This is a genomic window from Rathayibacter sp. AY1D1 (genome assembly GCF_002932635.1).
In the GTDB taxonomy this organism is placed as follows: Bacteria; Actinomycetota; Actinomycetes; order Actinomycetales; family Microbacteriaceae; genus Rathayibacter.
The window spans coordinates 1-17,645 of sequence record NZ_PSVY01000017.1 but is presented as its reverse complement, the minus strand read 5'-3'; the positions used below and the strand labels follow the sequence as shown (position 1 = coordinate 17,645).

The following is a 17,645-nucleotide window of genomic DNA, read 5'->3' as shown; positions in this document are numbered from 1 at the left end:
AGCAGTGCTGCGGGGGTCTGCGGTGACCATGCGGATGAAGCTACTTCCACTTACGTCGCGGGTCAAGCAAAAGTTCTGAACCGATTCGAAGGCGGTTCGAGTGATCGCCCAGTCGCCCCAACGGCTTCCTGCTACCGCGTCAGGGCTGGGATCCGCGGGATTACGCGACATCTGACGGCGGCGGTTGAGACATTCCGTCCGTGATAGAGCGCTCTCCGAACCCTATGAACGCGCTCATGTCCGTGCAGCCCGGGCGCGTCGCCCCGGAGGCGGCCTCGCCGAGCGCGGTAGCGCCCGCGCCCCGACCCGTGGCAGGGTCGTACGGCCGACGAAAGGACGACGATGTCGAACGACCGAGCCCTGCGCGTCGCGATGGTGGGGACCGCCTTCATGGGCCGCACCCACTCGCACGCCTGGCGCACCGCCTCCCGCTTCTTCCCCCTCCCCCTCCGCCCCGAGCTCGCCGTGCTCGTGGGGAGCAACCCCGACTCGACCGCCGAGCGCGCCGAGCGGCTGGGCTGGAGCGAGGCCTCCACCGACTGGCGGGCCGTCATCGCCCGCGACGACATCGACCTCGTCGACATCTGCACGCCGGGCGACACCCACGCCGAGATCGCCATCGCGGCCCTCGAGGCCGGCAAGCACGTGCTGTGCGAGAAGCCCCTCGCCAACTCCGTCGAGGAGGCGGAGCGGATGGTCGCCGCGGCCGCCGCCTCCGGCAAGGTGGCGATGTGCGGCTTCAGCTACCGCCGCACCCCGGCCCTCGCCCTCGCGAAGCGCTTCATCGAGGAGGGCCGCCTCGGCGACATCCGCCATGTGCGCGCCCAGTACCTGCAGGACTGGCTGTCCGACTCCGAGGCGCCGCTGACCTGGCGCCTGCAGAAGGAGCGCGCCGGCTCGGGCGCCCTCGGCGACATCGGCGCGCACAGCATCGACACCGCCCAGTGGCTGACCGGCCGCGGCATCACCTCGGTCTCGGCGACGCTGCGCACCTTCACCACCGAGCGCCCCGTGCTCAGCGAGCAGGTCGGCCTCGGCGGCCGCGCCGGTGCCGACGCCCCGCGCGGCGCCGTGACCGTCGACGACGCCGCGGCCTTCACCGCCTCCTTCGAGGGCGGCGCCCTGGGCGTCTTCGAGGCGACCCGCGTCGCGACCGGCCGCCGCAACGCCAACCGGATCGAGGTGAACGGCGAGCTCGGCTCGATCGCGTTCGACTTCGAGCGGATGAACGAGCTCGAGTACTACGACGCCCGCGACCCCGAGGAGGCGCAGGGCTTCCGGCGCATCCAGGTCACCGAGCCGGCGCACCCGTACATGGCGGCCTGGTGGCCGACCGGGCACGGCATCGGCTACGAGCACCTCTTCACGCACCAGGTCGTCGACCTCGTCGAGGCGATCGCCGGAGGCACGGCGGTCACGCCCACATTCGCCGACGCCCTCGACGTGCAGCGCGTCCTCGACGCGGTCGCCACCAGCGCCGGCGCGTCGTCCGTCTCCACGCCGGTCGCCCGCTGACCCGCCCGTCCCCTCCCCGCGAGGTGCCGCTCCGGTACGCCTCCCCCGGCGTGTCGCGTGCCGAAGCGGCGTCTCACGGAAGGTGGCGACGGGCGCGGGGAGTCACAGTCGGCGCCGTGCGCCGATCCTGCGCCATAATGCGCCTATGAGCAAGAAGATTGACGCCGCGCATCGCGCGCTGGTAGACGCCCTCGACAAGCACGCCCGACTCGTCTCGGACAAGGAGTCGAAGCCGCGGAAGGTCGAACGGGCCGGAGCCGAGCTCCGCGCCGCGACGAAGGCGTACGCCGCGCTCGTGTCCGCGCGCACCGGCGCCGCGAGCCCCTTCGCCGACCTGGCCGACCCCCGCCTGGACAAGCCGACCATCGCGTCGCTCCGGGCCGAGCGCGACGCGATCGCGAAGCGGATCGCCAAGCACGAGGCGTCGGCGGGCGAGGACGGCGCGCTCGCGAGCTGAGCGGCCGCCACGGCGCGCTCAGGCGGTGAGCGCGCGCCTCCGCTGCCTCCGAGTCGCCGTGTTACGCGCGGGTTCCGCGCGGGTCCGACCGCCTTCGTAAGGTGATCCCCGGGATCCGCGCAGTCGCGGCGCCGAGCGACCGGAGGCCGGTCGCAGCGCCGGCGGTGACCAGCACCGCTCGGTCAGCGCCGAGTGCCCGGATCCTCTCCACGGAAGGATCCCCACAGCCATGACCCTGCGCACCCGACTCCTCGCGACCTCCGCGATCGCCGCCTCCGCCGCCCTCCTCCTCGCCGGCTGCTCCGGCGCGGGCGGCGGCGACGACACCGTCCGCATCGGCGTGGTCGGCGCGAGCGACCCCTACTGGGCCACCTACGAGAAGGCCGCCGCCGACGCCGGGATCGACGTCGAGATCGTCGACTTCAGCGACTACAACCAGCCCAACCCCGCCCTCACCGAGGGCGAGATCGACCTCAACCAGTTCCAGCACATCGCCTACCTGGCGCAGTACAACACCTCGGCCGACGCCGACCTCGTGCCGATCGGCGCGACCGCGATCTACCCGCTCGGCCTCTACTCCTCGCAGTACGACGACGTCGCGGACATCCCCGCCGGCTCCACCGTCGCGATCCCCAACGACGAGACCAACCAGGCGCGCGCGCTGCTGGTGCTGCAGTCGGCCGGGCTCGTCGAGCTGAAGGACGGCGGCGGAGTGCTCTCGAACGTCGACGACGTCGAGTCCTCCTCGAAGGTGGAGGTCACCGCGCTGGAGGCCTCCCTCACCCCGACGTCGCTCCCGGACGTGGCCGCCGCGATCATCAACAACGACTTCATCGAGAACGCGGGCCTGAAGGCCTCGGACGCGATCGCCCAGGACGACCCGAGCGACCCCGCCTCCCTGCTCTACACGAACATCTTCGCCGCCCGGGCCGACGACGCCGAGAACGAGACCTACACGAAGCTCGTCTCGATCTACCAGGACAGCCAGGACGTGCTCGACGGCGTCTCGGAGCAGTCCGGCGGCACCGCGGTCTTCCTGAAGACCCCGGCCTCCGAGCTGGAGACCTCGCTCGAGTCCGCCGAGACCGACATCTCCGCCGCCTCCTGACTCCGGCACCCGCGGCACCGCGCCGGTCGGGTCCTCCGCTCGCGGAGCTCCCCTCCGGCGCGGTCCCGCGCCTCCCCCGCAACAGAAAGGGCGCCCCGTGCCGCTCATCCGCATGACCGACGTGCGCAAGGTGTACCCCGGCGCAGGGCGCGGCGCCGCCCCGACCGCGGCCGTCGACGGCGTGAGCCTCGAGATCGAGGCGGGCGACGTCTACGGCGTGATCGGCTACTCCGGCGCCGGCAAGAGCACGCTCGCGCGCCTCGTCAACGCTCTGGAGCCCGCGACCAGCGGCAGCATCGAGATCGACGGCCGCGAGACCGTGGGCCTGCCCGAGCGCGAGCTGCGCCGGCTGCGCCTGGGGATCGGGATGATCTTCCAGCAGTTCAACCTGTTCGGCTCGAAGACCGTGGGGCAGAACGTCGCCTACCCGCTGCAGGTCGCGGGCGTCCCGCGGGCGGAGCAGCGCGCCCGCGTCGACGAGATGCTCCGCTTCGTCGGCCTGAGCGACAAGGCGCGCAGCCACCCGGAGCAGCTCTCGGGCGGGCAGAAGCAGCGCGTCGGCATCGCCCGCGCCCTCGCCGCCTCCCCGCGCATCCTGCTGGCCGACGAGGCCACCAGCGCGCTCGACCCGGACACGACAGGCGAGGTGCTCGCCCTCCTCCGCCGCATCAACGAGGAGCTGGGCGTCACCATCGTCGTGATCACCCACGAGATGGACGTGGTCCAGCAGCTCGCGACGAAGGTCGCGGTGATGGAGTCGGGCCGCATCGTGGAGCGCGGGCCCGTCTTCGACGTGTTCTCGGCCCCGCGCGAGCCGGTCACCCGCCGCTTCGTCTCCACGGTCGTCCGCTCGGTGCCCTCGCCCGCGGAGGCGGCCGTCCTGCGCGCGCGCCACCGCGGTCGGCTGGTCACGCTCTCGTTCTCGGACGACTCCGCCTCCCAGGGCGACGTCTTCGCCGAGGTCGCGGCCGCCGGCGTGCCGCTCGAGCTCGTCTACGGCGGCATCACCGACGTCCGCGGACGGGCATTCGGCCACCTCACGGTCGCCCTCGACGCGCCGGACGGCGTCGTCGACCCCCTCCTCGCCCGCCTCGGCGGACGCGTCGCCCTCACGGAGGTGCCCCGATGAACGAGCTGATCCCGCTCCTGCCCAAGCTCGTCCAGGCGACCGGCGAGACGCTCTACATCGTCGCGCTGAGCCTCCTCTTCGGCGGGCTCGGCGGACTGCTGATCGGACTGGGCCTCGCGCTCACCCGCGGCGGCGCCCTCTACGCGAACCGGGTGGTCTACGGACTGCTCAACGTGATCGTGAACGTGTTCCGGCCGATCCCGTTCATCATCTTCATCGCCGCGGCCCAGCCGCTGGCCCGGCTGGTGGTCGGCTCCGGCATCGGCACGGACGCGATCGTCTTCACCCTCTCGCTCGGCGCCGCCTTCGGCATCGGGCGGATCGTGGAGCAGAACCTGCTGACCGTGCAGCCCGGCGTGATCGAGGCGGCGCGGTCGGTCGGAGCGAGCCGGTTCCGGATCGTCCGCACGGTGCTGCTGCCGGAGGCGCTCGGTCCGCTGATCCTCGGCTACACGTTCGTGTTCGTCGCCGTGATCGACATGTCGGCGGTCGCCGGCTACATCGGCGCCGGCGGGCTCGGCAACTTCGCGATCCAGTACGGCTACCGGCAGTTCGAGCCGGTCGTCACCTGGGCCGCGGTGCTCGTGATCATCGTGATCGTGCAGCTGGTGCAGCTGCTCGGCAACGTGCTGGCCCGGCGCGTCCTGCGCCGCTGAGGCCGCCCCCCGCACGAACGCGAGACGCCACTCCGGTACGCGACACGCAAGGGTCGCTGTACCGGAGCGGCGTCTCGTGGAGGCCCGTCCGCCGGGGCGGGAGGCGTCAGTAGCGCGGCTTGCGCTCCGGGCGCTCGCTCGAGCGGCTCGGGCCGCTGGGGCGTGCGCCGCGGTCGGCGCCGGCGCGGCTCGGACGGCGGTCCGGCTTCAGCTCGATCAGCTGGCCGCTGATGCGGGTGTCGGCGAGGCGGTCGAGCACGTCCTGGGGCAGGTCGGCCGGCAGCTCCACGATCGAGAAGTCCGGGCGGATGTCGATGTGCCCGAAGTCGCCGCGGTTGAGGCCGCCCTCGTTCGCGAGCGCGCCCACGATCTGGCGGGGCTCGACGCGCTGGCGGCGGCCGACCTCGATCCGGTACGAGGCGAGGTTGCTGTTCGCCGGGCGCTGACGGCGCTCGGGACGCTCGCCCCGGTCGCCGCCGCGGTCGAAGCGGTCGCCGCGCTCGGGACGGTCGCCGCGGTCGGGCCGGGAGTCGCGGTCCTCGCGCTCGCGACGGGCGAAGCGGGGGTCGTCGGGCGAGAGCAGCAGCGGCTCCTCGCCCTGCGCGACGATGGCCAGCGCGGCGGCGACGTCCGACTCGACCACGTCGTGGTGCTCGACGTAGTGGCCGATGATGTCGCGGAAGCGCTGCAGGCGCTCGGTGTCGGCGAGCGCCGCGGTGATCGCGTCGTCGAAGCGCGAGAGGCGGGTGACGTTGACGTCCTCGACGCTCGGCATCCGCATCTCGGTCAGCGGCTGGCGGGTGGCCTTCTCGATGGCGGCGAGGAGGCGGCGCTCGCGCGGCGTGACGAAGCTGATCGCCGCTCCGCTGCGCCCCGCGCGACCGGTGCGGCCGATGCGGTGGACGTACGACTCGGTGTCGATCGGGATGTCGTAGTTGACGACGTGGCTGATGCGCTCGACGTCGAGGCCGCGGGCGGCGACATCGGTCGCGACGAGGATGTCGAGCTTGCCCGACTTCAGCTGCTCGACCGTGCGCTCGCGCTGGGCCTGGGCCACGTCTCCGCTGATCGCCGCCGCGGTGTAGCCGCGGGCGCGCAGCTTCTCGGCCAGCGTCTCCGTCTCGCTCTTCGTGCGGACGAACACGATCATGCCCTCGAAGTTCTCGACCTCGAGGATGCGGGTGAGGGCGTCGACCTTCTGCGGGTACGACACCATCAGGTAGCGCTGCGTGGTGTTGACGGAGGTCGTGGTCTTGTTCTTGACCGTGATCTCCTCCGGCTCCTTCAGGTACTTGCCGGAGATGCGGCGGATCTGCGCGGGCATCGTCGCCGAGAACAGCGCGATCTGCTTCTCGACGGGGGTGTCGGCGAGGATCGTCTCGACGTCCTCCGCGAAGCCCATCTTGAGCATCTCGTCGGCCTCGTCGAGAACCAGGAACTTCAGCTGCGAGAGGTCGAGGGTGCCCTTCTCGAGGTGGTCCATGATGCGGCCGGGCGTGCCGACGACGACGTGGACGCCGCGGCGGAGCGCGGAGAGCTGGGTGCCGTATCCCTGGCCGCCGTAGACGGGGAGGACGTGGACGCCGCGGAGGCCGGACGCGTAGCGCTCGAACGCCTCGCACACCTGCAGCGCGAGCTCGCGGGTCGGGGCCAGCACGAGGGCCTGCGGCGTCTTCTGCGAGACGTCGAGGCGCGAGAGGATCGGCAGCGCGAACGCCGCGGTCTTGCCGGTGCCGGTCTGGGCGACGCCGAGGACGTCGCGGCCGGAGAGGAGGGACGGGATCGTCGCGGCCTGGATGGCCGAGGGCGTCTCGTAGCCGACCTCCTTGAGGGCCTTGAGGACCGGGTCGGAGAGACCGAGGTCGGAGAAGGTGAGCGTGGGGGCGCTCTCGGAAGCGGTGTCGGCTTCGGGGGCGGAATCGGGGGTATCGGTGGACGCCATGGTGCAACGGTAGTGCTCCGGCGGCGCCGCCGTCCGAGGGAACTCCGAACGCTCGGGCGATCCCGACCCTCCGGAGGCGCCTCGAGCGCCCGTCACGGGGTGAAGTCGAGCAGCACCTTGCTCGAGCGCGAGGCGTCGCGGGCGAGCTCGAAGGCCTCGAGCGCGCGCTCCAGCGGCAGCACCTGCGTGACCACCGGCGCCACCGCGAGGCTCCCGTCGGCGAGCGCCGCCAGCACCTCGTCGATCTCGTCGACGAAGCGGAAGGAGCCGATCAGGCGCAGCTCCCGGGTGATCGCGAGCGAGATCAGGGTCGGCTGCTCGCCCGAGGGGAGGAGTCCCACCATCACGACAGTGCCGCCGCGGGCGGCGCCCCGGACGGCCGAGGCGAGGCCGCGCGGGCTGCCCGAGGACTCGAAGACGACGTCGGCCGCGACCTCGGCGATCGCGTCGGCGTCGGTCGCGCGGATCGTCCGGGTCGCGCCGACCGCCCGGGCGATCGCGAGGGGCTCCTCGGCCAGGTCGACGGCGACGATCTCGGCCGCCCCCGCCCGCTTCAGCACGGCGACGATCAGCGCCCCGATCGGGCCGCTGCCGATCACCAGCGCGCGCCGTCCCGACACTTCACCCGCGCGCGACACCGCGTGCCAGGCGACGCTCGCCGGCTCCGCGAGCGCCGCCTCCCGGAGCCCGAGACCGGCGGGCAGCTCGCGGAGCATGCGCGCCGGCAGCACCGCGTGGCGGGCGAACGCGCCCTGGGTGTGCGGCATCCGCGCGGCGCTGCCCAGGTAGGTGCCCTCGGTCGCGAGGTTGGGGCGCCCGTCGGGCCACTCGCCGCGAGCGGTCGCGGGGTGCACGGCGACGGCCGCGCCGACCGGGGGTCCCGAGCCGTCCACCGCTACCTCGACGACCGTGCCGACCACCTCGTGGCCGAGCGTCAGCGGCTCGCGGAGGATCGACTCGCCCGCGGCGCCGTGCGTCCAGTAGTGCAGATCGGAGCCGCAGATCCCGCCTTACGCGACGGCGACGAGGGCCTCGCCGGGGCCGCGCGGCGCGAGTGGCGCCTCCTCGACGCGGAGGTCGCCGGCGGCGTGGACGACGACGCGGGTGGTGGAGGCGGGGACGAGCGCGGTCATACGGGTTCCGTTCGGTGGGTCGAGGGGTGACTCAGACGACGACGGTCATGCCGCCGTCGATGAAGACGACCTGCCCGTTGACGTAGTCCGAGCCGTCGGAGGCGAGCCAGACGGCGGGGCCGATCAGGTCCTCGACGCGGCCCCAGCGCGCGGCGGGCGTGCGGCCGAGGATCCAGCTGTCGAACGCCTCGTCGTCGACGAGGCCCTGCGTCATCTCGGTGTGGATGTAGCCCGGAGCGATCGCGTTGACCTGGATGCCGTGCTGCGCCCACTCCGCCGTCATCGCGCGGGTGAGATTGCGGATCCCGCCCTTCGAGGCGGTGTAGGGCGCGATCGTCGGCCGCGCGAGATCGGCCTGCACCGAGGCGACGTTGACGATCTTCCCGGCGCCGCGCGGGATCATCCGCTTCGCCGCCGCCCGGCCGACCACGAAGGCGCTGGTGAGGTTCGTGCGCAGCACCCGCTCCCAGTCGGCGACCTCGAGCTCGAGCAGGGGCACGCGGTGCTGGACGCCGGCGTTGTTGACCAGGATGCGCAGCGGGCCCACCGCCTCCTCGATCCAGGCGACGCCCGCCTCGGCGGCCGCGTCGTCGGTGACGTCGGCGGGGAGCGCTCGCGCGCGGAGGCCGGGCCGAGACGTCCCGCTGCGCGCCGGGACGCCGGCGAGGGGCGGTGTCTCGGCGCGGGGCGGTGTCTCGGCACTGACGGGCAGCGGGAAGCCGGCGCCTCACCGCTGCCGGGCGCGTGAGCACGGCAGCTCGGCGGAGAGGCGCCGCGCGAGAGCAGCCTCCGCGCGTCGGCGCAAGGGCCCCCGCTCCGGGCGTCCCCGACCTAGCGTCGGAGGATCGGCATCATCGAGCGAAGGAGCACGACATGGCATCAGGAGTCGCAACGGTCTGGGTCCCCGTCACGGACATTGAGCGGGCGGTCGATTTCTACCGCGACACGCTCGGCCTCGGGGTCAAGGACACCTCGGACGACTGGTCGGAGCTGGACGCCGGCGGGCTGATGATCGGCCTGAACGCCCGCGAGTCGGCCACGGTCGCGGAGCAGGGCGGGGCGGTCATCTCGTTCCAGCCCGAGGGCTCGATCGAGGACGAGCTGGAGCGCCTCACGGCGCGGGGCGCGCCGATCGAGGGCGAGATCAGCGACCACGAGTGGGGCCGCATCCTCCCCTTCAAGGACTCGGAGGGCAACGACCTCCAGTTCTACTCGCCGCCGCAGAGCTGAGCGGAGGGCCGCCGTCGAGGCGGCCGCGACGAGCGGCGGGCGGGCCGGAGCCGGAGGGCTGCGGTCCGCCCGCCGCTGTGCGTCGCGCGGGCGGTCGTTCCCCGCGCAGGTGCATCGCCCGGCCGGTCCGGTCCTCGGATCGTCTCTCCGCCGCACGTGAGGCCCTCCTCCCAGCCCGGCTCCGCACCTGAGGTTCTAGAATCAGCTGTCCGCCGCATCTGCGGAGCCCACATCCGGAGGTCCCCGTGCGTCGTCGACTGCTCCCCCTCGTCCCGGCCGCTGCCGCGCTCCTCCTGCTCGCGGGCTGCTCCGCTCCGTCGACCCCCGCCGGCGATGCGGCCACCGGCGGCGCGACGTCCTCGGTCGGCGGCTCCATCACGGTCTTCGCCGCCGCCTCGCTGAAGGGCGCGTTCACCGAGCTCGCCACGGGGTTCGAGGCCGCCGAGCCCGGAGCCGAGGTCGAGCTCTCCTTCGCCGGCTCCTCCGATCTTGCGACGCAGATCGTCAACGGCGCCCCGGCCGACGTCTTCGCCTCCGCCGACGAGCGCACGATGTCCACCGTCGCCGAGGCCGGGTTCGTCGACGGGGACCCGGTCGACATCGCCACGAACACGCTCGAGATCGCCGTGCCTCCCGGCAACCCGGCGCAGGTCGCCTCGCTCGCCGACCTCGCCCGGCCCGGGACCGCCACCGTCGTCTGCGCGCCGCAGGTGCCGTGCGGAGCAGCGGCCGTCGCGGTCGAGCAGGCCGCCGGTGTCGACATCTCCCCCGTGAGCGAGGAGTCGTCGGTCACCGACGTGCTCGGCAAGGTGTCCTCGGGCGAAGCGGACGCCGGGCTCGTCTACGCGACCGACGTCCGCGGGGCCGCGGGCTCGGTCACCGGCATCCCCTTCGCCGAGGCCTCGGAGGCGGTGAACACGTACCCGATCGCGGCGCTGACCGGAGCGGGCGACCCGGCCACGGCGGCGGCCTTCGTCGCGTACGTCGCCTCCGACGCCGGGCGCGCGGTGCTCGCGGCGGCCGGGTTCGGAGCGCCGTGAGAGGCCACGGGATACCCGGGTTGGGAGCACCCTGAGGGGCGTCTCGGCGTCGGAGGAGGGTCGGCGGACGGCCGGTGCGGGGTCGCAGGACGGCCAGCAGGACGGCCGGGGAGCCGCGGGTCGGTCATAGGAGGGTCGTAGGACGGTCATCGGAGGCGCAGAGCCCCGGCCGCCAGGGTTGCCCGCGACGGACACCACGATCGACGAGGAGCACGACCATGACCCGCATCCCGCAGCCCCGCAGCACGCCCGACGGACCGGCCTACGAGGGCCGCCGGCTCGACCGCCCCGAGGAGGAGGTGGTCGACCAGGGCCTCCCGTTCGACGTGGGGACCCTCTTCTCGCGGCGCGGCGTGCTGACGCTGGTCGGCGCGGGGGCGGCGACCCTCGGGCTCGCGGCGTGCGCCACCGGAGGATCGGGATCCGCCTCCTCCGCCGCCGCGACCGCCACCGCGACTCCCACCGCGACCGCCACGGCCGGGGCCGGCACCGCGGTCGCCGGCGAGATCCCCGACGAGACGGCCGGCCCCTACCCGGGCGACGGCTCGAACGGGGTCGACGTCCTCGAGCGCTCTGGGATCGTCCGCAGCGACCTGCGCACCAGCATCGGCGGCGGCGCGACGGCCGACGGGGTCCCCCTGGCGCTCACTCTGACGATCCTCGACGCGGCGAGCGGGGGCGTGCCGTTCGCCGGAGCCGCCGTGTACGTCTGGCACTGCGACGCGAACGGGGACTACTCGATGTACTCCCGCGGCGTCGAGGACGAGACGTACCTCCGCGGCGTGCAGGTCGCCGACGCGTCGGGCGTCGTCTCCTTCGCCTCGATCGTCCCGGCCTGCTACTCCGGCCGCTGGCCGCACATCCACTTCGAGGTGTACCCGGGGGTGGACTCGATCGCCGACGCGTCGAACGCGATCGCGACCTCGCAGGTCGCCCTGCAGGTGGAGGCGTGCACCGCCGTCTACGCCCTCGACGCGTACGCGGGCTCGGCCGCGAACCTCGCCCGGGTCGGCCTGGACACCGACTCCGTCTTCGGCGACGACGGCGGAGCCCTGCAGCTCGCGACGATGTCCGGCAGCCCGGCGTCCGGCTACTCCGCGGCACTCACGGCGAGCGTCGACACCCGCACCGCGCCGACCGCGGGCGCCGCGCCCCGCAGCCGCTGACCCCCGTCCTCCTCCGCGGGACGCCGCTCCGGTCCGCGACACGCCGACGGAGGCGTACCGGAGCGGCCTCTCGCGAGAGGGGAACGGGCGTCAGCGCAGGAGGCGGCGGGCGACGGCCACGGCGCCGAGGGCCGCGAGGACCCAGGGACCGCCGACGAGCAGCGGGTCGAGGATCTGGTGGCGCACGTCGGACCGGCCACGGCGCGAGGCGATCGGGTGCGCGTGCGCCTCGGCCAGCACACCGGTCTCGGTGATCGGATCGTCCGGCCGTGTCGTGAGCAGCGAGCGGAGGTGCGCCCCGGTCGACTCCACCCGGTCGCCCAGCACGAGCAGCAGCCAGTGCGCGTGGCGCCCCTCGCTGAACCGGTCGTAGGCGTAGCGGCGGATCGCGCCCGAGAGGCCGTGGAGGGGCTGCGCCGTGCCGAAGACGGCGGGCAGCTCGAGGTGCTCGATGCTCTTCTCGCGACGGCCGTGCGTCCGCATCCTCTCCGGGCGCTCCCAGTGCGCGCCCGACACGAGGTCGCTGCGCTCGCGGGGGAAGGCGGGCCGGTCGGCGGGATCGAGGTCGGCGCCCCAGCCCGGGATGCGGGCGCGCAGCTCCTCGGCGGTCGGCACGCGGACGGGGCGGTCGGCGGTGTACGGCACGGGATCCTCCTACGGGACGACGACGGTCTTGATGCAGCCGTCGAGCTTGGACGAGAACAGGTGGTACCCCTCGGCGATGTGCTCGAGCGGGATGCGGTGCGTGATCAGGTCGCTGGGCGTGATGTGCCCGGCCCGGATGTGCTCGAACAGGCGCGGCCACTGCCGTGTGACGGGGGCCTGGTTCATCCGCATCGTGAGGCCCTTGTTGACGGCGTCGCCGAACTTGACGGCGCTCGCGAGCGGACCGTAGGCGCCCATCACCGAGACGGTGCCGCCCTTGCGGACGCCGTCGATCGCCCAGTTGAGCGCGATCGGCGAGCCGCCCTGCAGCTTGAGCTTGGCGCCGGTGACGTGCTGGAGGAGGTTCCCGTCGGCCTCCGCGCCGACTGCGTCGATCACGACGTCGGCGCCGAGCCCGCCGGTGGTCTTCTTGAGGGTGACGACGAGGTCGTCCTCCTCGGTGTAGTCGATGGTCTCGGCGAAGGCGAAGTCGCGGGCCTTGGCGAGGCGGTAGTCGATCTGGTCGACGACGATGACGCGGCCGGCGCCCATCAGCCAGGCGGAGCGCGCGGCGGCCAGGCCGACCGGTCCGGCTCCGAGCACCACGACCGTGTCGCCCTCGACGATGTCGCCGAGCTGCGCGCCGAAGTAGCCGGTCGAGAAGGCGTCGGTGAGCATCAGGGCGTCCTCGTGCGGCAGCCACTCGGGGATCCTCGTCGGACCCACGTCGGCGAACGGGACGCGCACGTACTCCGCCTGCCCGCCGTCGTAGCCGCCCGCCGAGTGCGAGTAGCCGTAGATGCCGCCGATCGCGGTGGCGTTCGGATTCACGTTGTGGCAGTTGGAGTAGAGGCCGCGGGAGCAGAACCAGCAGGAGCCGCAGTAGATGGTGAAGGGGACCATCACCGTGTCGCCGACGCTGAGGTTCTGCACCGACGAGCCGACCTCGTCGACCACGCCGATGAACTCGTGGCCGAAGGTGTGGCCGATCCGGGTGTCCGGGAGCAGTCCGTGGTAGAGGTGCAGATCGGATCCGCAGATCGCCGCCATCGTCACCCGGACGATCGCGTCGTTCGGGTGCTCGATCCTCGGCCGGTCCTTCTCCTCAACGCGGACCTTGTAGGGGCCCCGGTAGACCATCGCGCGCATGCCGCCTCCTGTGTCGTCGTCTCTTCAGCGTGCGTCGTGCTCCCGCCGGTCCTCCAGGGGGTTGCGCGCGCGGCCCGGGATCCCCAGCGTCCGTCCCTCCGCGTTCCTCTCCTCCCTCTCCGCGAGATGCCACCCGGATGCGCGGCACGCCGCAGGAGGCGCACCGGAGCGGCATCTCGTGGAGAGGGGACGGGCACTGCACAGGCTCAGCCGCGGACGTAGGATCGACTCCATGCCGCAGATACGGATCAGGGACGCCGCCGCCGCGCTCGGCGTGAGCGACGACACGCTGCGGCGCTGGATCGAGAACGGGACGCTCGAGAGCGCGAAGGACGCGTCCGGGAGACGCGTCGTCGACGGCCTCGAGGTCGCCCGGCTCGCCCGCGCGAACGCCGTGCTGCCGGAGGATCCGTCCCCGGTCGCGCGCTCGGCCCGCAACCGCTTCGTCGGGATCGTCACCGGCATCGTGATGGACACCGTGATGGCGCAGGTCGAGCTGCAGTGCGGTCCGCACCGCGTGGTCTCGCTGATGAGCAGCGAGGCGGTCCGCGAGCTCGGGCTCGAGCCCGGGTCTCCCGCGGTGGCGGTGGTCAAGGCGACCACGGTCATCGTCGAGACGCCGCTCGCCCGCGGCTGATGCGCACCGGGTCCGGCCTGCCGCGCTGGGTCGTGGCCGTCGCCGCGCTCGGCGCCCTGCTGGTGCTGCTCCCGCTCGCCGCGATCCTCGCCCGCGTCGACTGGCCGCAGTTCCTGCCGCTGATCACCTCCGACTCCTCCGTCGCCGCGCTCCTGCTGAGCCTGCGCACCTCCGCCGTCGCCACCCTGCTGTGCCTGCTGCTCGGCACCCCGATGGCGCTCGTGCTCGCCCGCACGGCCTTCCCCGGCCAGCGCCTGCTCCGCTCGCTGGTGCTGCTGCCGCTGGTGCTCCCGCCGGTGGTCGGCGGGCTGGCGCTGCTCTTCGCCTTCGGGCGGATGGGCCTGCTCGGCGGCGCGCTGGAGGCCCTCGGCGTCCGCATCGCGTTCTCGACCACCGCCGTCGTGATCGCGCAGACCTTCGTGGCCCTGCCGTTCCTGGTGCTGACGCTCGAGGGCGCGCTGCGCAGCGCCGGCGCGCGGTACGAGTCGGTCGCCGCGACACTCGGCGCCTCCCCCGGTACGGTGCTCCGGCGGATCACGCTGCCGCTGATCCTGCCGGGCCTCGCCTCGGGCGCGATCCTCTCGTTCGCGCGGGCGCTCGGCGAGTTCGGAGCGACGCTGACCTTCGCCGGCAGCCTCGAGGGCACGACGCGCACCCTCCCGCTCGAGATCTACCTGCAGCGCGAGAGCGATCCGGACGCGGCGGTCGCCCTCGCGCTGGTGCTCGTGGTGGTCGCGGTGCTCGTGATCGGTCTCGCGCACGGCCGCTCCGCCCGGGGGGTGCCGCGGTGAGCCTGCTGCTGGAGGCGCGGCTCGCGGCGCGCGGGATCGACGTGCGGATCGACGTGGCCGAGGGCGAGACGATCGCGCTGCTCGGGCCCAACGGCGCGGGCAAGTCGACCGTGCTCGAGCTGATCGCCGGCCTCGTCCGCGCCGACTCCGGGCGGGCGACCGCCGGCGGCGAGCTGCTCTTCGACGACCGCCGGTGGACTCCTCCGCACCGGCGCCCCGTCGCCCTGCTGGCGCAGGATCCGCTGCTGTTCCCGCACCTCAGCGTGCGCGAGAACGCGGCGTTCGGTCCGCGCAGCGCCGGCGCCGGACGGGCGCGGTCCCTCGAGCGGGCCGAGCGCGAGCTGGCCGCCGCGGGCGTGGCCGACCTGGCCGACCGGCGCCCGGGGAGTCTCTCCGGCGGCCAGGCTCAGCGGGTCGCACTCGCCCGGGCCCTCGCGACCGACCCGCGCCTCCTGCTGCTCGACGAGCCGCTGGCCGCGGTCGACGCCCGGACCGCCCCGGTCCTCCGCCGGATGCTCCGCGAGGTGCTCGCCGACCGCTCGGCGATCGTGGTCACCCACGACGTGCTCGACGCCTGGACCCTCGCCGACCGGGTTCTGGTGCTGCACGGCGGCCGTGTGGTGGAGGAGGGGCCGACCGCCCGGGTCCTCACGCGCCCGCGCACCGCGTTCACCGCCGAGCTCGCCGGGCTCGAGCTGCTCGACGGCGTCCGCACCGCGACGGGTCTGCGCACCGCCGGCGGGCACGAGCTGTCCGGAGTCGCGGCCGAGCCGGTCGCGGTCGGTGCCGCGGTGCTCGCCGCGGTCCGTCCCTCCGCCGTCTCCGTCGGAGGGGGAGGCCTCCGCGCCGTGATCACCGATGTGGAGCAGCGGGGAGACGCGGTGCGGGTGCGCAGCGCGCTCCTGACCGCCGACGTCCCGCCGGCCGACGCGGCACGCCTCGACCTCGCGCCCGGCCGCGAGGCAGGCTTCACCGTCGCTCCGGAGGATCTGCTGGTCTACCCGGCGTGAGGGGCGGGCACGAGGAGACTGCTCGCCATCCGGTGTGAATCCGTCCCTCGGACCGCCCTGTGCTCGACGCGAGGGACGGCGGGAGCGCCCGTCCCGTTACTCCGCCCCGCCGGGCGCCGCGCCGGACAGCGGGAGCCGCGCCCTCACCCGCGCCCCCGCCAGCACGGGCGAGTCCGAGAGCTCCAACGAGCCCCCGTAGACCGCGAGCTGCCGCTCCAGCCGCGCCAGGCCCGAGCGCGTCGACCCCTCGACGAGTCCGCGGCCGTCGTCGTCGAGGGTGAGCACCGCGACGCCCGCCTCCTCGTCGCCGCGCACCCGCAGCGAGGAGGCGCCGCCGTGCTTCAGCGCGTTGGTGACCGCCTCCTCCAGGAACCGGACCAGGAGCATCCGCTGGTCGAGCGGCGCCTCGGCGCCCTCGGCGGCGAGCGCCGGGATGCGGCCGAGGTCGAGGTCGACGGCGATCTCGGGAGGGAGTCGCGCGACGAGGTCGCGGACGGCGGGGACCAGGCCGTGGTCGATCTCGACCGGGTAGAGGGCGTGGCCGACCGCGCGCACCTCGTCCTCGCGGAGCCGGTCGAGCCGGGCGGCGATGGCGAGCAGCCGCTCCGAGGCCGCCTCGTCGGATGCGCTCGCGACCGCGTGCAGCTCGGCGGTCAGCACCACGAGTCCGTTCTGGAGGCCGCCGTGCAGGCTCTGCGCGACGTCGCGCCGCACCCGCAGCTCCTCCCGCTGCAGGGCCTGCACCGCCTCGAGCGCCTGCACGGAGGCGCGGGCGTGCTCCCGCTCCTTCTCGCGCACGCGCCGTGCCGCGCGCACGAGCAGGTAGCCGTAGGCGGTGATCAGCGCGATCACCGTGGATCCGACGACCAGCTCGACCGCGAGAGCGGGGAGTGCCGAGAGCGGGTAGACGCCGGTCAGCACCTGGAGGCAGCAGCGGACGAGTCCCATCCCCACGGCGATGACCGCCGTCCGGGCCACGCGGGCGCCGCCGGTCGAGCGCTCGGGGCGCAGCACCGCGACCAGGGCGATCGCGAGCCCGATCGTCGACACGTTGACCAGGACGCGCGTCGTCACGTCGAGCAGCGGCCCCGGATCGACGCTCCGCAGCGTCCGCGACAGCATCCCGAGCGCGAAGACGGCCTGGAGCGCGGCCAGCAGCGAGAGGACGCCGCCGAGGAGGGCCATCGCTCCGAGGACGATGCGGTTGTCCTCGCGCGTGTCGCTCGGGCCGGCGCTCATCCGGTGTGCTCGAGGAAGAGGAGCGTCGCGTCGACCCGCGGGTTGCGCTCGCCGTCCGACCGCACGCCGAGGCCCGCGTAGACGGCGTTGACGTGGTTGTCGACCGAGCGGACCGCGATGCCGAGGCGCTCGCCGATCGCGGCGTTGGTCAGCCCCGATGCGAGACCCGAGAGCACCTCGTACTGGCGCGGGCTCAGCGCGGCGACCGGGGAGTCGCGGCGGGCCGCGCGGGCGGCGACCAGCGCCGGATCGAGCACGGTGCGGCCGTCCGCCGTCGCGCGGACGGAGGCGAGCAGCGCGGGGGCGGAGAGGGAGGAGGTCTTCGAGAGGTAGCTCCAGCCGCGGGCCTCGGCGCGGTCGAGGCGGAGGAAGCGGTGCATCGCGTCGACGGCCGAGAGCAGGACGATGCCCAGCCCCGGCGCGGTGGACCGCAGCCGGCGCCCGAGCTCGATGCCGTCCCCGTCGCCGAGCTCGATGTCGAGGATCGCCACGTCGAGCTCCGCGGGCCGCAGCACCGACCGCGCCTCCGTGGCGGATCCGGCCTCCACGACGCTCCGCACGCCCGGCACCGCGCGCAGCAGCGACGACAGCATGTGCCGGTAGAGGGGCTGGTCGTCGACGACGGCCAGCCTGAGCTCCGGAACGCCCCCCACGGATGTCATCCGCCGATCTTCACCCATGCTCCGGAGGTCGAGGCGTCCCTCGACCAGGGGTCGTCGCGCGGAGATCCGCGTCAGCTCGGGGCGGCGGCGGGCGCCTACCCCGTGAGCGGGGGGATCAGGAGTGACGGGGCGGGGT

General features: G+C 73.9%; 17 protein-coding genes and 1 pseudogene. 11 read left to right on the top strand and 7 right to left on the bottom strand.

The features are described from left to right. Nucleotides 1-342 precede the first annotated feature (342 nt). The 5 genes from C5C56_RS11460 to C5C56_RS11440 all read left to right on the top strand — a co-directional run bounded on the left by C5C56_RS11460 (nucleotide 343) and on the right by C5C56_RS11440 (nucleotide 4,865). Nucleotides 343-1,515 (top strand): Gfo/Idh/MocA family protein, encoded by a 1,173-nt coding sequence (locus C5C56_RS11460; protein ID WP_104226598.1) that lies wholly within the window; start codon nucleotides 343-345, stop codon nucleotides 1,513-1,515. A 145-nt stretch (nucleotides 1,516-1,660) separates the two neighbouring features. After that, the gene (locus C5C56_RS11455; RefSeq protein ID WP_104233529.1) at nucleotides 1,661-1,972 is read left to right on the top strand and encodes a hypothetical protein; all 312 of its coding nucleotides are present in this window, start codon (nucleotides 1,661-1,663) and stop codon (nucleotides 1,970-1,972) included. A gap of 229 nt (nucleotides 1,973-2,201) precedes the next feature. Then, entirely contained in the window at nucleotides 2,202-3,080 is an 879-nt protein-coding gene (locus C5C56_RS11450) for a MetQ/NlpA family ABC transporter substrate-binding protein (RefSeq protein WP_104237943.1), read from the top strand. Nucleotides 3,081-3,192: 112 nt separating this feature from the next. After that, nucleotides 3,193-4,209 (top strand): methionine ABC transporter ATP-binding protein, encoded by a 1,017-nt coding sequence (locus C5C56_RS11445; RefSeq protein ID WP_104292642.1) that lies wholly within the window; start codon nucleotides 3,193-3,195, stop codon nucleotides 4,207-4,209. Beyond that, nucleotides 4,206-4,865 carry a methionine ABC transporter permease gene (locus C5C56_RS11440; RefSeq protein WP_104237942.1) on the top strand — a complete coding sequence of 220 codons (660 nt, stop codon included), beginning with the start codon at nucleotides 4,206-4,208 and terminating at the stop codon, nucleotides 4,863-4,865. The genes C5C56_RS11445 and C5C56_RS11440 overlap by 4 nt, the downstream gene beginning before the upstream one ends. A 106-nt stretch (nucleotides 4,866-4,971) precedes the next feature. Here C5C56_RS11440 and C5C56_RS11435 read toward each other — a convergent pair whose 3' ends face one another. The 3 genes and pseudogenes from C5C56_RS11435 to C5C56_RS11425 all read right to left on the bottom strand — a co-directional run bounded on the left by C5C56_RS11435 (nucleotide 4,972) and on the right by C5C56_RS11425 (nucleotide 8,652). Beyond that, entirely contained in the window at nucleotides 4,972-6,807 is a 1,836-nt protein-coding gene (locus C5C56_RS11435; RefSeq protein ID WP_104237941.1) for a DEAD/DEAH box helicase, read from the bottom strand. A gap of 92 nt (nucleotides 6,808-6,899) precedes the next feature. Beyond that, a pseudogene (locus C5C56_RS11430) lies at nucleotides 6,900-7,940 on the bottom strand (L-idonate 5-dehydrogenase). A gap of 31 nt (nucleotides 7,941-7,971) precedes the next feature. After that, nucleotides 7,972-8,652, bottom strand: coding sequence for an SDR family oxidoreductase (locus tag C5C56_RS11425; protein WP_104222453.1), 681 nt, complete (start codon nucleotides 8,650-8,652; stop codon nucleotides 7,972-7,974). Nucleotides 8,653-8,813: 161 nt separating this feature from the next. On the opposite strand from C5C56_RS11425, the gene C5C56_RS11420 reads away from it, so the two are divergent. The 3 genes from C5C56_RS11420 (at nucleotide 8,814) to C5C56_RS11410 (ending at nucleotide 11,376) form a co-directional block, all read left to right on the top strand. Then, a complete protein-coding gene (locus C5C56_RS11420; protein ID WP_104319625.1) occupies nucleotides 8,814-9,170 on the top strand; it encodes a VOC family protein in 357 nt (118 codons plus the stop codon). Nucleotides 9,171-9,415: 245 nt separating this feature from the next. Next, complete coding sequence (gene modA, locus C5C56_RS11415; protein ID WP_104319624.1) at nucleotides 9,416-10,210, top strand: molybdate ABC transporter substrate-binding protein; 795 nt, start codon at nucleotides 9,416-9,418, stop codon at nucleotides 10,208-10,210. A 218-nt stretch (nucleotides 10,211-10,428) separates the two neighbouring features. Continuing rightward, on the top strand, nucleotides 10,429-11,376 hold the full coding sequence (locus C5C56_RS11410) for a 3,4-dioxygenase subunit beta (protein ID WP_104319623.1): 948 nt from the start codon (nucleotides 10,429-10,431) through the stop codon (nucleotides 11,374-11,376). Between the two features lie 90 nt (nucleotides 11,377-11,466). Here C5C56_RS11410 and C5C56_RS11405 read toward each other — a convergent pair whose 3' ends face one another. Together C5C56_RS11405 and C5C56_RS11400 are read right to left on the bottom strand one after the other, a co-directional pair. After that, nucleotides 11,467-12,021, bottom strand: coding sequence for a hypothetical protein (locus C5C56_RS11405; RefSeq protein WP_104319622.1), 555 nt, complete (start codon nucleotides 12,019-12,021; stop codon nucleotides 11,467-11,469). Nucleotides 12,022-12,030: 9 nt separating this feature from the next. Then, nucleotides 12,031-13,170, bottom strand: a complete 1,140-nt coding sequence (locus tag C5C56_RS11400; RefSeq protein ID WP_104319621.1) for a zinc-dependent alcohol dehydrogenase — start codon at nucleotides 13,168-13,170, stop codon at nucleotides 12,031-12,033. Nucleotides 13,171-13,402: 232 nt separating this feature from the next. On the opposite strand from C5C56_RS11400, the gene C5C56_RS11395 reads away from it, so the two are divergent. The 3 genes from C5C56_RS11395 to C5C56_RS11385 are packed head-to-tail and all read left to right on the top strand — an operon-like array spanning nucleotide 13,403 to nucleotide 15,608. Next, nucleotides 13,403-13,807: a molybdopterin-binding protein gene (locus C5C56_RS11395; RefSeq protein ID WP_104222447.1), complete on the top strand. Its 405-nt coding sequence runs from the start codon at nucleotides 13,403-13,405 to the stop codon at nucleotides 13,805-13,807. Next, nucleotides 13,807-14,598 (top strand): ABC transporter permease, encoded by a 792-nt coding sequence (locus C5C56_RS11390; RefSeq protein WP_104319620.1) that lies wholly within the window; start codon nucleotides 13,807-13,809, stop codon nucleotides 14,596-14,598. Before C5C56_RS11395 ends, C5C56_RS11390 begins: the two co-directional genes overlap by 1 nt. Next, nucleotides 14,595-15,608, top strand: a complete 1,014-nt coding sequence (locus C5C56_RS11385) for a sulfate/molybdate ABC transporter ATP-binding protein (RefSeq protein ID WP_104319619.1) — start codon at nucleotides 14,595-14,597, stop codon at nucleotides 15,606-15,608. The genes C5C56_RS11390 and C5C56_RS11385 overlap by 4 nt, the downstream gene beginning before the upstream one ends. A 96-nt stretch (nucleotides 15,609-15,704) precedes the next feature. Here the strand turns inward: C5C56_RS11385 and C5C56_RS11380 are convergent, their stop codons facing one another. Next, a complete protein-coding gene (locus C5C56_RS11380) occupies nucleotides 15,705-16,847 on the bottom strand; it encodes a sensor histidine kinase (RefSeq protein WP_104319618.1) in 1,143 nt (380 codons plus the stop codon). Beyond that, a complete protein-coding gene (locus C5C56_RS11375; RefSeq protein ID WP_104247673.1) occupies nucleotides 16,844-17,509 on the bottom strand; it encodes a response regulator transcription factor in 666 nt (221 codons plus the stop codon). The genes C5C56_RS11380 and C5C56_RS11375 overlap by 4 nt, the downstream gene beginning before the upstream one ends. Nucleotides 17,510-17,645: the final 136 nt, after the last annotated feature.